A 14,312-nucleotide genomic window follows, 5' to 3' on the forward strand; every position below is an offset into this window, starting at 1 on the left:
TCTAGATGAGTCCTCTCTTTTCACTTATGATTTCTGAAGTGTGTTTAACCTTGATATCAAGGCCTTCTGCCTCAAGACCGCCCCTGATTTGCATCATGCAACCCGGACAATCTACAGCTACCACATCTGCTCCAGACTTTTTAATGTTTTCTATTTTGTTCTTTAGGATTTTTGATGAAATATCTGGATAAAGGACATTATATGAACCTGCGAAGCCGCAGCAGTTGTCGCTTTCTTCCATTTCAACAAATTCTATACCTTCAGTTTCTTTTAGGAGTTCTCTTGGTTCTTCAAAGACACCCAAAGTTCTCTTTAAGTGACAAGAATCATGGTAGGTTACCTTAACATTTTTGCCATCGCCATGGTTTTCATGAGTGTCCTTTTCGTGGAAGAGCTTGCAGAAGTCAACGCACTTGCTACCTAATTCCACAGCCCTCTTATGCATCTCTGTACCTTCTTCAAAGAAATCCTTATAAGATTGAAGTTGGTGGGTACATGATGGACAAGCAAGGAGGATGTAGTCATATTTTTCAGCATCCATAGCCTTTATATTAATCTCAGCTTCCTTGGTTGCATTTTCTATATCACCCATGTTGCTAGCAGGACAACCACAGCAAGCTTGACCCATTGGGAATTCAACCTTATAACCTATTGAGTTCATATTTTTAATCAAGGATTTAGCTGTATCTACATAAACAAAGTCTAAGAGGCATCCTGCAAATAAGGCAACAGTTCCCTTTTGATTTTCAACTTTTTGATCTATTTCATCAAAGATATCTCTTAATGGCACCTTGGCTATTGATGGAAGAACCTTGCCACCTGTCATGCCTGCTGCAAAGTCAGGAAGGTGTCTAATCATTGTTCCGCCCTTGGTAAATGGCTCTTGGGCAATAGATGCAATCCTCAATAATGAATGGAAAAGTTTCCTATCTGTAACTGCGTCTAGGGCAAATTTCTTAACTGGGTTTGGATTTTTCTTTACATTTTCTTCCCTTATACCCATAATCATTTGGGCTATTGGTAGACCACCACCACAAACTTCATTGCACCTTCCACATTGGAGGCAGACGCTTTCGATTTGGTTAGCCCTATTTTCATCAATTAAGAAATGAGTTAGGAGGGTACCAATACCACCTGTGTAAACATTTGATCCATAAACGTGGCCACCAACTAAGGCGAAGGCTGGGCAAACATCTAGACAAGCTCCGCACCTAATGCAGTTAAAAATTTGTCTGTATTCTTCTTCTGCTAAGATTTCTCTCCTGCCTGGGTCATCAAGGATTAGGCAATAAAATCCCTTATCTTCTTTGGTGTCATTTTCCTTATCTGTTACAACTTCGCAAGCACCAGTGTAGAGAGATAAGTAAGAGGTAATTCTTTGGGCAGTACCATTACGTGGAAGAGCTTTGAAAATCCACCTTGCATCTGAAATAGATTTTACAAATTTTTCTATCCCAAATATGTAGAGGTGGTCTTTTGGCAAGGTACCTACCATCCTACCATTACCTTCATTGGTCATTGTGAAAACTGTACCAGTTTCTGCAACAGCAACGTTAGCGCCAGATACACCAAGGTCTGCATGAGTAAATTTATCCCTCATAACCTTCCTTGCTGTCCTTACTTCTTCAGAAATAACTGGAGCGTGGTCAGTTTTTGTGTAGTCTGAGAATAAATCAGCTACCTGCTCCTTATTTAAGTGAAGAGCTGGCATTACCATATGTACTGGAGTATTTTCTTCTAGGGAAATAATAAATTCACCCAAGTCTGTTTCTTGGCACTCTACACCATTATCCTTAAGAATTTTATTAAAATGAATTTCCTCAGAACACATTGATTTTGATTTTACAGCTGTTTTTATGTCTTTTTCTTTGATAAAGTTTTTAACCCATTCAGCTGCTTCTTCCTTGCTTTTAACTACGATTACATGGCCACCTCTGGCTTCGCAATTTTTCTTAAATTCAGCTATCATTTCATCAACATGGTCAGCTGCATAAGATTTTACTTTTTTAATGGCCTGTTGGGTTTGTTCGAAATCAACGCCCTTGTAAGAATTCAACCTTCTTTGTGGATAGGTTTTACAAAAATTACCAAGGGTCCTGCCTAAAGTCGCGTTATCGAGCGCGTCCTTTATCTCATCTTTTAAACTTATAGTATCAACCATTTTTATCTCCTCAATACTTCAGATTATAGATCTGTTACAATAATAATGCTCATCTGTAAAGGACCGTGAACGCCCACAGTACCAACACATTCAATATCTGCAGTCCTTGAAGGACCTGTAATAAATCCCACATATTTTGGGAAAGGTTTCAATTCTGCTAGGACATCAAACATATCATCATATGTTTTCACAATTGTTGACCCCTTGACTATTCCGATGTAATAATCAGGCATAATCGCCATAAGTCTTGTATCTACATTATCACTGGCTTGAATTACTGAACCAAGCTCTGCTATACCATATTCAACTTCTGTGATCCCACCCTTATCGGTTTCGCTATTCAACCTAATATGGTCTGTATGTACTGTAATACCATTAGCTTTTAGGCAATCACTTAAGCCTATTTCCTTGGCCAAGTCTGTTTCAAGCATACAGGTAGAAGCAATTGCATTGTCCTTGTAAATTTTGGCTACTATTTCAGCCAAATCATTTTTACCAACCTTGTAGCAAGTGCCGTTGACACTTTCAAGGTTTTGTGCGAAAGTATCAAATAATTCCATTTTTCCTTCCATATATCTATGACCTCTCATTTTTATTTTTAATCATAATCCAACACAATTCTTAATTTCTTATCTTCCAAGGAAAATGAACTTATCTTCCTTGAAGACACCGTATCTGGCAACTTAAATCTTCTCTTGAAATTTAGGTAAGATATTTCTAAATCTTCACCTATCTTCTCTACCTTAACCTCATCTCCTTTCGCATAATCTAAATGAATTACTATAATCTTGCTTCCCTTTTCCTCTATTATTTCAAAGGACTTTTTATCTAGGAAAATTTCCTCAAGATATAAATCCTCAAAATACTCATCATGGAGCCTATTTAGGGCTTCTAGGCCTAAGACCTCATAGTCTTTAAGTCTTAATTTAAAAACTTTCTCTTCTCCAAAAAATTCATCTATAGCCTTGATATTTTCGGCCTCTTCCTTAAGCAAATGGTCATAAGATGAGCTTTTCATAGACTCTGGATAGATCATATTTATAAAAACACAGTCGGTTAAAAATCCATACATATTTGCAAGGCTATAGGACCTAAAAGTTTCATTTGCAACAATCTTATTAGCCTTACTTACAAATCTGATTGTAGTTTGGCTAGGGTCTTGTAAAATCTTTTCAAGTTCATATAATTTTTGTGACAAACTTATAAATTCATCAAAAACTATGTCTTTTGGTTTTTTAACTTCTGTTTGCTTTTCAATAAAACTACCGAAAAGTCGGTTAAATCTCTTAACCACTGGCACCAAAGAATCTGCCAAATTATTGAATTTTTCTCCTGTAGACAAGAGGGAAATGGTTTCTCCACTTGGCCCACAATCCACAACTAGGACTTCAAAATCCCCACTCTTATAAATTTCCAAAATTTTTAAGAGGGAAAATACATCGTCCAAACCAGGCAATAACAACAATTCATCTAATTGGATATCATCCATAGCATTTTCTTTTACCAATTGTCTTATGTAGAGATTAAGATTGCCCCAAGCCTTCTTACTCTCTTTAATAGCATTTATTTCAAGAGCGTACAAATTATGACAAACTTGTCGGGGCTCATCACCTAATTGTATATCTAGGACATCGCTCAAACTGTGAGCAAGATCACTACTAATCACCAAGGTCTTGTATCTTTTTGAAATATTTATAGCTGTAAGGGCAGAAATTGTGGTCTTACCTACACCACCCTTGCCAGTATTTATAATAATTCTCATACAGAAAACTCCTCTTGGCCCTTATTTTCTAAGTAGATTAAAAGTTTGTCATCCTGGATAAAATATTTGGAAATTACCGAATTTACGCAAACATTGGGCAGGCTAATAATCCTTTTTATATCTTTAAGCCTAATATTTATGTCAGAACCCTTTTTATAGACTTCTACATCATCTACTTCGCCTATATACATTGTTAAGATATAGCCATTTGCCATCTTTTCGTAATAATAGCCTTCTTCAAAAGCCTTAATCTCTAAAAGCGAATCCTTAAAGACCAAACTTTCGGCAAAGTCTTCTAAATCGGCAAGACTTTTTAGGTCCTTACTCCGTAAGCCAAGCTTATAAATCGGGAGGTTATAAAAACAAGCTTCAATCTCCTCTAGCCTCTTATCCTGGATTTGGATACGTTTTTTGATAAAATCGACATCTTCATCCGTAAAGAGCCTATTTACAAAATACCCGTCCACATTGTAATCAAATAGGCTAAGGTAGGCAAAATCCCTCTTGCTTTCTTCTATAACCATCTTTTCAGCCAGACCAACCAACCTAATTGTAGATATACTCTTATCTTTCAAAAGATTTTCCAATTTTTTTAGCCTTTGATAAGTGATTTCTAACTTATCCAAAGCCTCCTTATCAGGTAGGTTAATCTGATACTTATACTTAGAAATAGGTCTCAAAGTCCTAATAATACCCTTTCCTACCCCAAAAAACTTTTCCAGATACCAAGTAAGCATTTCAGGAATTTTTAGGTAGGCAAAGGTAGATGCCGAAGCAGGGCAATCCACAATTATATTTTCAAAGTCGTAATTTTCGTATATATCAAGGATTTTAAGCAAGGAAAGGATATTCACCACAAAGGGCAAATCGTAGCTAGAATTATAAGAAATCTTTGAAAAATCAACCTTCCTAAACTCATTAGCCAGACTTGCCTTTATACTTGGAAATTCTTCTTCCAAAATTTTTGAGCTATCAAATTCAATTGCAGTTAGACCTTCCCTGACTTTTGTTAGGTTACTTCCTATTTTTATAGAAAAAATATCAGATAAACTATGGGCTGAATCAATGCTGATTAAGATAGTTTCTATATTTTTCTTAGCAGAAAGAAGGGCAGTAGAGCTGGCAAGTGTTGACTTGCCAACCCCACCCTTTCCTGTATACATAAAAATTTTTTTAGCCATCTAATATTAAACCTATGAAATATTAGAAAAATAAAATTATAAATAATGGCATCAAGATAACAGTGCAAATACCAGCTACTGCTATAGATAAACCACTCATAGCTCCTTCAACTTCGCCCATTTCGATAGCCTTTGATGTACCCATAGCGTGGCTTGATGTACCAATACCAATACCTTGGGCGACTGGGTCTTTAACCCTCATTACCTTCATAACTGTTGGGGCAAAGATTGCACCAACAGTTCCCCTTAGGATGACTGTGATGGCAGTAATGGCCGCAAAGGTCTTAATAGTCACTTCATCAGCCCCAAATTTCGCCACATATTCCTCTGTTAGGGATTTAGCGATTGGAGTTGTTACAGATTGTGGCATCATTGAAAGTGTCAAATCTCTATCAAAGCCAAATACCTTTGATAAAAGATAGGCTGAAAGGATAGCCACGAAAGATCCAACAAAAACACCAATTAAAATTGGGATTAGGTTGGCCTTTAATTTTTCTATATTTCTGTAAAGACTTACTACTAGTGCAACTGTAATTGGGGCAATCATAAAGGAAATATAGTGGCCGCCCTTGTTGAAGTTTTCATAAGAAATTCCTGTTAATTTTAGGAAAGCTATACAAAAAACAATAGCTAGTAGAAGTGGGTTTAGGATGGCAACCTTAGTTTTTTTGTTAATTACCATTCCTATCCTAAACATAACTATACTTAGGACAATCCCGAAAAAATCATTATCTGCTACATATGTATTTAAAAAATCACTCATTTTATTTCCTCGCTTTCTGTACTAGTTCAACGATTTTGGCTGTGACAGCCATGGTGATAAGGCAAGAAACGGTCATAACTATTAATATTTTTAGGGCATTGTCCCTAATCACATCAAATTGTACCATAAGGGCAACTCCAAGTGGTGTGAAGGTAAAGGCTAGTATTGATGTTAGAAAATCAGATGTTTCCCCAATATCGTCTACCTTTAAAAACTTGCAGCAAAGGGCAATAAATAAGAAAATCATACCAAAAACTGGTTCTGGAATTGGTAGTCCTGTTAATTTCTTAGCAATAAAGCCCAACAATAAGAAAAAAAGTATGTAACAAAATTCTTTTAAATATTTCATATATTCTCCTAAAATTTTCAAAAATAATACAGTATCGTCCTTTATATTCAGCTAGATTTCTTATGTGAACATTCTAACCACCCCTTTTGTCATAAATTTCTGTTTTGAAAATTAGATTCACAAATAAAAACGATAAATATCAAAAATAAGATTTAACAAGTAAAATTAAAAACATTATTGGATATGTAGAGATTAATTTATCATTTTATTTTACTTAGAAAAACTTATCGCCTTTTAGCTTATCATTTTTTTTCATTATATCATAATTCTTTGTTAATGAAAAGGTTTTTTGATATTCCGAGTAAAACGCTATAACATAGGAAATTTATACGAAAAAACGTGTTTTTTTAAAGACTCTAATAGCTTTAAGATTTTATGGCCTAAACTGTGGCGAAATTTTTTTATTCAAGCTAAAAAAATTTTTTTAAAAAAATCCTAACTGGGATTTGCTAAGCTTTCCTAAAATTTTATATGATGTGCCAAGAAATAAGGACTAAATTTACAAATTTTCCCAAGAAAAAAAGACTAGATGACTAGTCTCCTTTATTCTTATTTTCGCCTAGGCTGTAAATGGCATTGGCAATGGCCATAGACATGGCTTCTGCGGCGAGTGCCCCTACTAGGTTTATGTTCGCCTCTACTTTATTTGTCGCCAAGGAAAAGATTGTGTCCCCGTCAAAAAGGGTGTGGACTGGATTTATAGACCTGGCGTAGCCGTCGTGGGCCATGCCGGCAATTTTTGTAAGCTCAGTCTTAGAAAAAGTGGCATTTGTAGCAACAGCCCCGATTGTGGTGTTGGATGGCTTTATATCCGCAAAAGAACCGAGGATTTGGTCAATCAAATCTATTGTTTTTAGCATTTTCCCGTCTTTGGTTGGTCCAGCGATTTGGAGGCCCTTATGGTAGTCGAAAATATCTCCAAAGGCATTTACTGCAACGATTGCTGACACTACTAGGTCACCTTTTTTAATAGAAGCCTGGCCGAGACCAGATTTTACCAAAAATTCTGGGCCAAGGGCCTTGCCAACTGTCGCACCTGTGCCTGCACCAAGAATCCCTTGGCTCTTGTCATCATAGGTCGCAGATTCAAAAGCTTTTTGGGTCATCTTTTCATCAGGCCTTGCCTTGGGATTTTTGTAGGCTAGGTCAAATAAGACCGCCTGGGAAATGATTGGAACGACTCCAACTCCCACGTCAAAGCCAATCCCTTCTTTTTCTAGGATTTTCATAAGGTGGCTAGCCGCTTCAAGTCCATAGGCAGAGCCCCCAGATAAAATTATGGAAGAAACTTCAGAAACCTGGTTTAAAGGGTTTAAAAGGTCGGTCTCACGTGTGCCCGGTGCCCCTCCCCTTACGTCTACACCTGCTGTGTTTCCTGGATCTGGAAGGATAAGGGTAAGGCCTGTGCCTCCCTCAATATCCTGGGCATGGCCTACTTTAATATTTCCAACATCTGTAAAATATCCACTATACATTAAACATCCTCATTCCTGTAAGTATCCATCATCGACCCAAAAACGTCAGACGAAGATGGTGGAGTGTAGGAAATGGCATTGGCACCAGCATTTATGGTTTCAAGTATGGATTTTCCGTCCTTGCCACCTGTGGCAATTATTGGAAAGTCATCGCCAATATCCGCCCTTATGTGGCGAACTAAATCAGCTGTATACTTACCGCCAGAAACATTCAAAATCTCAGCACCCGCCTTGATTTTCTCCTTGTAATCATCCTTCAAAGACGAAACTGTGGCTATGACTGGTATGTCGACAAAGCTTGAAATTTCCCTAATATCTTCATGAGGTATTGGTCCATTTACCACAACCCCATAGGCACCAGCAAGTTCTGCATAATAGGCTACAAACCTTGACCTTGGCCCTTGGGTAGTGCCGCCGCCAACACCTATAAAACATGGAACTGAAGCTATGGAAATAATGGACTCAGTGATGGAATTTAGGGGTGTGTAAGGGTAGACTGCCATGATTGAATCGGCATTTGAATTTCTGATTATGGCAAGGTCTGTAGTAAAAAGCAAGGATTTGATCCTCTTATCAAAAATTTTGATTCCGCTTGCCTTGTAGATTTCTTCAGGCACAGAAATGAATGATTTTCTGAGCTTGGAATGAACCTGGGGCACTTTTTTCTTTTCTGTCATCTAATCCCTCTCAAATAAATCTCTGGTGTAAAGCTTGTTTTTTACATCTTTTAGGTCGTCTTCGACCCTGTTTGCTATTATCAAATCGACTTTCTTAAAGTCATCTAAATTGCTAACGAGTTTCATACCTTCAAAGTCGTCGCCATCAAGGTTTGGCTCGTAAATTACAATATTTGCGCCCTTTTCTTTTAGGTTATTTATTACATCAAAGATTGCAGACTTCCTAAAATTATCCGAACCCTTTTTCATAACAAGCCTGTAAACGCCGATGGTCTCCGGATTTTTAGCCAAAATATCCTCTGATACATAGTCCTTTCTAACCTCATTTGAGTCGATAATGGACTTAAAAAGTGCAGAAGGAATCTTGTCAAAATTGGCATAAAGCTGTTTAGAATCTTTTGGCAAACAATAGCCCCCGTAACCGAAAGATGGATTGTTGTAGTGGTTTCCTATCCTTGGATCTGCTGAAACTCCCTCGATAATTGACTTAGAATCAAGGCCCTTGCCTAGGGCAAAATTGTCAAGTTCGTTGAAAAATGCCACCCTCATTGCAAGGTAAGTGTTGGCAAAAAGTTTGACTGCTTCAGCCTCACTCCTTCCCATCAAAATCACTTCTGGGTCATTTAGGGCTTCTTTTTTGTAGAGGTCGGCTATCTTTTCCCCAATTCCTGTCTTATCTGATACGATAATCCTTGTAGGATGAAGGGAATCGTAAAGGGCCCTGCCCTCTCTTAAAAATTCAGGGGAGAAGATTATATTATCGCACCCATATTCCTTGTTTTTCCCCTCAGTATAGCCAATTGGAATAGTTGATTTTATAAGGATTGGCAAGTCGGCTCTGATGTCTTTGATCATCTTTATAGCGTCGTCTATAAAAGAAGTGTCAAAAAATTCTTCCACCTCGTCATAGTTGGTTGGAAGGGCTAAAATTACTAGGTCAGCGTCCTCAAAGTCCTCTTGTCCACTTGTCTTGGCGATTAGGTTTAAGTCCTTATTTGCCAAATAATCTATTATGTAATCGTCCTTTAATGGCGATTTTTTGCTGTTGATGAGGTCAACTTTTTTGGGGTCAATTTCCACGCCCACAACCTCGTTTGATTGGGCCAAAAGAACTGCGTTTGATAGGCCAACATAGCCCATGCCCATTACTATAATTTTCATCATTGCTCCTTAGTTTTTTAACTTTCTTATACTTTACATTCTTTCAAAATATTTACAATTTGATAAAAGCGATAGACTCGTAGGGCCTTAAAAGTGTGGTCCTATAAAGGGTGCGATGGGTTAAGGACCCTGTCAAAAATTCATAATCCTTGTAGTCCATGACCTTAAAAGCCAGATCTAAAAGGACTTCCCTTTCTGATAAATTTGCCAAAAACAAGACCTTCTCCCCATTTCCTTCCCTAATAAAGGCCAAAACGTCAGCTTCCTTTGGCAAAATTTTTGTCATTTTCCCTAGGTCTTGGATTTTTTCTTTGTGGATAAAAAGCTCTCGCAAAAAAATTATATCGCCAAAATCCAGCCAATTCTCATCTATAAATAAGGATCCTTTCAAAAAGAAAAGGGTCATAAAAATTAATCTCTTGGCAGACTCTGGATAATTTTCAAAATTGATTCCATCTCTGGGGAAATTTGAAAGACCCAAGCAGACCTTAGATCCTGCTAGGGCAAAATCTCTTGAAAAATTAAATAAATCCCCTATTTCTCCGCTTGGCCTTATCATAGAAAGGGCAGAAAAATTAGGATTTGCTAGGGCGATTTGGGTCTTTTTGCTAGCAGAAATTTCCCCCATGGCAAGGACATCCTTGTTAAAAAAAGTATTTTTATTTAGTTCCCTACAAGCTTTAAGGAGGTCCCCCTCTCCAAGTGCGAGATTTTCAAGGCCTTCAAGGTCAAAAGCCTTAATCCCATGCTTAATCAAATATCCCAAAAAATGATAAAGACCCTGCCTGATTTTTGGGTCGGCAAAGTCTATATTTGAAGGATTTTCCCCTAAAAGTTTGGCCATAAGTTTTTTAATATGGAAAGACACCACAAGGCTAAGGCCGTTTTTTTCGTAGAAATGATTTAAGGCAAAAAAGTCCTCAAGTTCATTTTCGTCAAGCCTTTCAAAGGGCCTAAGAAGGACATAATCAAGACCCAAGGCCTTATAAAATCTTATATTCACTTGTAATTTTTTATGCTCCCTAAGGTCGGTTTTTAAAATTATCTTATCCTTCATTTTTAAATCATTTCTATTTCTAATCTAAATTTTTTATAATTATCTAATTTCTAATTGTTAAAATCCCTGCACAAAATGAGTATTTTTCAAAGTTCATACTAGGAAAACTTGGTTTTAATTCATCATAGACAAAGTAATATTCTTCATTGTCCCAATAAGCAAGGGATTTTTCCTTGCAAGCCTCTAAATCTTGACGATTTTCAAAGGCCACATCCCCGATATATATCTTTCCACCAGGATTTAATAAAGGAAGCAAAGATTTTATAAAGGGAACTTTCTCCTCATCTGTCAGGTGGTGGAGGGAATAGGTTGCGATAATGGCGTCGTATTTTTTCCCTAACAAGCCTTGGCAAAGGCCTTTGGTAAAATCCCCAGCAAAAAGCTGTGCTTCCGGCATCTTTTCTTGGGCAATTTTAATCATTTCATTAGAAAAATCTTGACCATAAATATGGATTCCCTTTTCATAAAGTCGACAGGTCAAAGTCCCTGTCCCAAAACCAATATCCAAAACTGCATCAGCCTCAGATTTCAAAACTTCCTTATATATGGTATTTAAAATATCCTTATAACCTGCAAAAGGATAGGTATTTTCTTCATCAGAAAGGCCAACACTTTCATCATAACCATCGGCCCATAAGTCAAAGCCCTTATTATCTAACATTCTTCCTCCATTTTTCATAATGTGTCTACTAAGAGTAAGTCTCTCATAAAAATACTATACTACTTTAAGTGCCGCTCTTAAGTCGTATAATCCCTAGGAGAAAGGAAAGAATATGTTAGAACTTAAAAATATATCCAAGATTTACCACACCGCTGGTTTTTCCCAAAAGGCCCTAGACGGTGTGTCTATTTCATTTAGAGAAAATGAATTTGTTTCGATTTTAGGCCAGTCTGGCGGCGGCAAGACCACTCTACTTAATGTGATTGGCGGTCTTATGCGCTATGATGAGGGCGACCTTATAATCGACGGTAGGTCCACCAAGAAATTTACCGACAAGGATTGGGATTTTTATAGGAATGTGAGGATTGGTTTTATCTTCCAATCTTATAACCTAATCAGTCACCAATCGGTCCTTGATAATGTCAAATTATCCTTGACACTTGCCAATAAAAATACATCCGATATGGATCAAAAGGCCATAAAGGCCCTAGAAAGGGTAGGTCTTAAAAATCACATCCACAAAAAACCTGCCGAATTATCGGGCGGGCAAATGCAAAGGGTCGCCATAGCCAGGGCACTCGTTAACGACCCCCAAATCCTTTTGGCAGATGAACCTACTGGTGCACTTGACAGCGAGACTTCAGTCCAGATAATGAACCTTCTTAAGGAAATTGCAAAAGATAAGCTTGTCATCATGGTAACCCACAACCAGGACCTGGCCGAAGAGTACTCCACAAGGATAATCGGCACCAAGGACGGAAAGATTGTTTCAGATTCCAATCCTTATGAAGAAACTGACAAGTCAGATAACTTCAAGATTTCAAAGATTGCCCTTAAGCTAAGGACAGCTCTGGGTCTTTCTTTTAACAATCTTTTAAACAAAAAGGCCAGAACCCTTCTTACCGCCTTTGCAGGATCAATCGGGATAATAGGCATTGCCCTCATTCTTTCAATTTCAAATGGGGCATCCGATTTTATTGAGGAAAACCAGAAAAATGCCCTCAAGTCCTACCCAATTGACATTGAAAAATCCTCGGTAGACCTTTCTTCCTTGGGCCAAATGGGGGCTGACAAAGAAGAAAACCCCGACCATACCAAGGTTGTTTCAAATGATATTGGCCTTAAAAATAGGTCAAAACTGTCAGGAACCGGCCTTGAAAATGACCTAGAAGGCTTTAAGGAATATCTGGACAAGAACGATAAAAAATTGAGCGAGGAAGTTGGAAACCATTTTATTTCCTATTCCTATGATGGAAAGTTTGACATCTTCACCAAAGACCCAAAGGGGGAACTGGTAAACACTGACGGGTCTGACTTTGAATCCGCCAGACCTTCTGGTTTTAACTTTTTCCCTGGCTTTGGATCTGGTAGTCAAAATCCAAACTTTTCCCAACTTATAACTACAAAGGATGGGGAAATTTCACCTATGGTCAAGGATGAGTATGAAATCATTGAAGGTAAGTGGCCAGAAGGCCCAAATGACCTCATCCTCTTTACCGACTACAATAATCAAATCCTAAGGTCAAAGTTTTACGAATTGGGTTTTCTTCCAAAAAAAGAATACGAGAAAATCCTAGCCGAACTTGACGATAATAAAAAAGTTGATATCAAAAAAGTCACTATAAATCCAAAGGACCTAATCGGCCACGAATACCAGATCCTCACCCCATCTGACTATTACGAAAAAGATGGAGAAAACTTCGTAAGTATCAAGGATGATAAGGCAAAAGTTGACGAGAAAATCTCAAATGCCAAGACCTTAAAAATCGTTGGTATAGCAAGAAAAACTAAGGACGATGACGCAAGACTCATCCAAACTCCCCTAGCCTACACACAAGGCTTTACCAAGGAAATGATAGCCTATGTCAAAAATCAAGATATTATCAAAAATCAAATTAATAACAAGGAAGTAAATGTCCTAAACAAGATAAAATTTAGGGCTGAATCTGATGACGAAAAGGTAAGTCAGACCAAAGATTACCTAAAAAATCTTTCTCAAGCCAATCTTCTTAGGGTAAATACCTGGATTCTTCAAAATAAAGAAGACCTCGTTAAAAAAATGCAAGAGGAAAGCAAAAAACTTGCTATGATGGGCCAGGCTCCTTTAAATCCTAAGGAGAATACAAATAACAGGCAAATGGTAGATTTTCTTTTGAAGGAAGATGACAGAAAGACCTTCCTTGAAATATACGACGACTTTTTAAAGGACTTCTCTTACAAGAAAAACCTCGAAGACCTGGGCTATATAAGCGAGGAAAATCCATCGAAAATTTCTATTTATGTAGACAATTTTGAAAATAGGGACAAGGTCAAAAAATTTATTGACGAGTTCAACCAAGGAAAAAAAGTCGAAGAGCAAATATCCTACACCGACCTAATCGGGATAATTTCAAAGTCTATCACCGACATCATCGGGGCAATTTCTTATATTTTGATTGCCTTTGTGGGCGTCTCCCTCATCGTTTCATCAATCATGATTGGGATAATCACCTACATTTCAGTCTTTGAAAGGACCAAGGAGATAGGTATCCTTAGGGCAATCGGTGCAAGCAAAGGCGATATCTACAAGGTCTTTATGGCAGAAACCTTGATAATCGGCCTTCTTTCAGGCCTAATAGGAGTAGGACTCACCTACATTTTAAATATCTTTATTACAAAGATAATGGTAAACATGTCAGGTTTTGCCGACATTAGGTCAATCCTACCTCCTGGTGCCGCCATTGTCTTAGTCCTCATATCTGTTGGCCTAAGTCTTCTGGCAGGCCTCATTCCATCTAGGATAGCCGCCAAAAAAGACCCAGTAGAAGCCCTTTCTGCTGAATAAAATTAAGAGTTAACCAGTCATGGTTAGCTCTTTTTGCTTAGAAAAAACACACAGATTTTACAAGATTTTTACAATTTTTATTGACCATTTCAAGTATTATCTTCATATAAGGAGGATTTTATGGCAAATTTTTTGGACTCTGCTTTTCCCTTTATCATTGGCGGTATATTCTTAGCCCTGGCTATGGGTATAATCTCAAAGAAAAATAAATAATTCCCATTAAAAAACCCCTCCATCCATA

At 37.6% G+C, this 14,312-nt stretch carries 12 protein-coding genes; 1 reads left to right on the plus strand and 11 read right to left on the minus strand.

The features are described 5' to 3' along the window. Window position 1 precedes the first annotated feature (1 nt). The 11 genes from ldhH to AC1EJ5_RS08275 form a co-directional block, all read right to left on the minus strand. Entirely contained in the window at window positions 2-2,161 is a 2,160-nt protein-coding gene (gene ldhH, locus AC1EJ5_RS08225; protein WP_348938335.1) for an L-lactate dehydrogenase (quinone) large subunit LdhH, read from the minus strand. 23 nt (window positions 2,162-2,184) lie between these two features. Then, entirely contained in the window at window positions 2,185-2,721 is a 537-nt protein-coding gene (locus AC1EJ5_RS08230) for a LutC/YkgG family protein (protein WP_308749270.1), read from the minus strand. 38 nt (window positions 2,722-2,759) lie between these two features. Continuing rightward, the gene (locus AC1EJ5_RS08235; RefSeq protein ID WP_308749271.1) at window positions 2,760-3,923 is read right to left on the minus strand and encodes an ArsA family ATPase; all 1,164 of its coding nucleotides are present in this window, start codon (window positions 3,921-3,923) and stop codon (window positions 2,760-2,762) included. Further along, complete coding sequence (locus AC1EJ5_RS08240) at window positions 3,920-5,104, minus strand: ArsA family ATPase (RefSeq protein WP_308749272.1); 1,185 nt, start codon at window positions 5,102-5,104, stop codon at window positions 3,920-3,922. Before AC1EJ5_RS08240 ends, AC1EJ5_RS08235 begins: the two co-directional genes overlap by 4 nt. A gap of 22 nt (window positions 5,105-5,126) precedes the next feature. After that, entirely contained in the window at window positions 5,127-5,867 is a 741-nt protein-coding gene (locus AC1EJ5_RS08245) for an LrgB family protein (RefSeq protein ID WP_209771156.1), read from the minus strand. A gap of 1 nt (window position 5,868) precedes the next feature. Next, window positions 5,869-6,216, minus strand: coding sequence for a CidA/LrgA family protein (locus tag AC1EJ5_RS08250; protein WP_209771153.1), 348 nt, complete (start codon window positions 6,214-6,216; stop codon window positions 5,869-5,871). Window positions 6,217-6,749: 533 nt separating this feature from the next. After that, window positions 6,750-7,691 carry a P1 family peptidase gene (locus AC1EJ5_RS08255; RefSeq protein WP_479815654.1) on the minus strand — a complete coding sequence of 314 codons (942 nt, stop codon included), beginning with the start codon at window positions 7,689-7,691 and terminating at the stop codon, window positions 6,750-6,752. Continuing rightward, a complete protein-coding gene (locus AC1EJ5_RS08260; RefSeq protein WP_308749274.1) occupies window positions 7,691-8,368 on the minus strand; it encodes a beta/alpha barrel domain-containing protein in 678 nt (225 codons plus the stop codon). Before AC1EJ5_RS08260 ends, AC1EJ5_RS08255 begins: the two co-directional genes overlap by 1 nt. Then, window positions 8,369-9,529, minus strand: coding sequence for a nucleotide sugar dehydrogenase (locus AC1EJ5_RS08265; protein WP_479815655.1), 1,161 nt, complete (start codon window positions 9,527-9,529; stop codon window positions 8,369-8,371). It lies immediately after the preceding gene. Window positions 9,530-9,581: 52 nt separating this feature from the next. Continuing rightward, a complete protein-coding gene (locus tag AC1EJ5_RS08270; RefSeq protein ID WP_479815656.1) occupies window positions 9,582-10,586 on the minus strand; it encodes an alpha-glucosidase C-terminal domain-containing protein in 1,005 nt (334 codons plus the stop codon). 43 nt (window positions 10,587-10,629) lie between these two features. Then, entirely contained in the window at window positions 10,630-11,247 is a 618-nt protein-coding gene (locus AC1EJ5_RS08275; RefSeq protein WP_479815657.1) for a class I SAM-dependent methyltransferase, read from the minus strand. Between the two features lie 112 nt (window positions 11,248-11,359). Between AC1EJ5_RS08275 and AC1EJ5_RS08280 the strand changes: the two genes are divergently transcribed. After that, entirely contained in the window at window positions 11,360-14,071 is a 2,712-nt protein-coding gene (locus AC1EJ5_RS08280) for an ABC transporter ATP-binding protein/permease (RefSeq protein WP_479815658.1), read from the plus strand. Window positions 14,072-14,312: the final 241 nt, after the last annotated feature.

This window comes from Anaerococcus sp. C0059F3 (genome assembly GCF_056590475.1).

Bases quoted from the DNA above. Each gene is read 5' to 3' on its own strand.
- AC1EJ5_RS08270 (WP_479815656.1), bottom strand. From the start codon at position 10,586: ATGAAGGATAAGATAATTTTAAAAACCGACCTTAGGGAGCATAAAAAA.
- AC1EJ5_RS08260 (WP_308749274.1), bottom strand. From the start codon at position 8,368: ATGACAGAAAAGAAAAAAGTGCCCCAGGTTCATTCCAAGCTCAGAAAA.
- ldhH (WP_348938335.1), bottom strand. From the start codon at position 2,161: ATGGTTGATACTATAAGTTTAAAAGATGAGATAAAGGACGCGCTCGAT.
- AC1EJ5_RS08230 (WP_308749270.1), bottom strand. From the start codon at position 2,721: ATGGAATTATTTGATACTTTCGCACAAAACCTTGAAAGTGTCAACGGC.
- AC1EJ5_RS08275 (WP_479815657.1), bottom strand. From the start codon at position 11,247: ATGTTAGATAATAAGGGCTTTGACTTATGGGCCGATGGTTATGATGAA.
- AC1EJ5_RS08235 (WP_308749271.1), bottom strand. From the start codon at position 3,923: ATGAGAATTATTATAAATACTGGCAAGGGTGGTGTAGGTAAGACCACA.
- AC1EJ5_RS08245 (WP_209771156.1), bottom strand. From the start codon at position 5,867: ATGAGTGATTTTTTAAATACATATGTAGCAGATAATGATTTTTTCGGG.
- AC1EJ5_RS08240 (WP_308749272.1), bottom strand. From the start codon at position 5,104: ATGGCTAAAAAAATTTTTATGTATACAGGAAAGGGTGGGGTTGGCAAG.
- AC1EJ5_RS08255 (WP_479815654.1), bottom strand. From the start codon at position 7,691: ATGTATAGTGGATATTTTACAGATGTTGGAAATATTAAAGTAGGCCAT.
- AC1EJ5_RS08280 (WP_479815658.1), top strand. From the start codon at position 11,360: ATGTTAGAACTTAAAAATATATCCAAGATTTACCACACCGCTGGTTTT.
- AC1EJ5_RS08265 (WP_479815655.1), bottom strand. From the start codon at position 9,529: ATGAAAATTATAGTAATGGGCATGGGCTATGTTGGCCTATCAAACGCA.
- AC1EJ5_RS08250 (WP_209771153.1), bottom strand. From the start codon at position 6,216: ATGAAATATTTAAAAGAATTTTGTTACATACTTTTTTTCTTATTGTTG.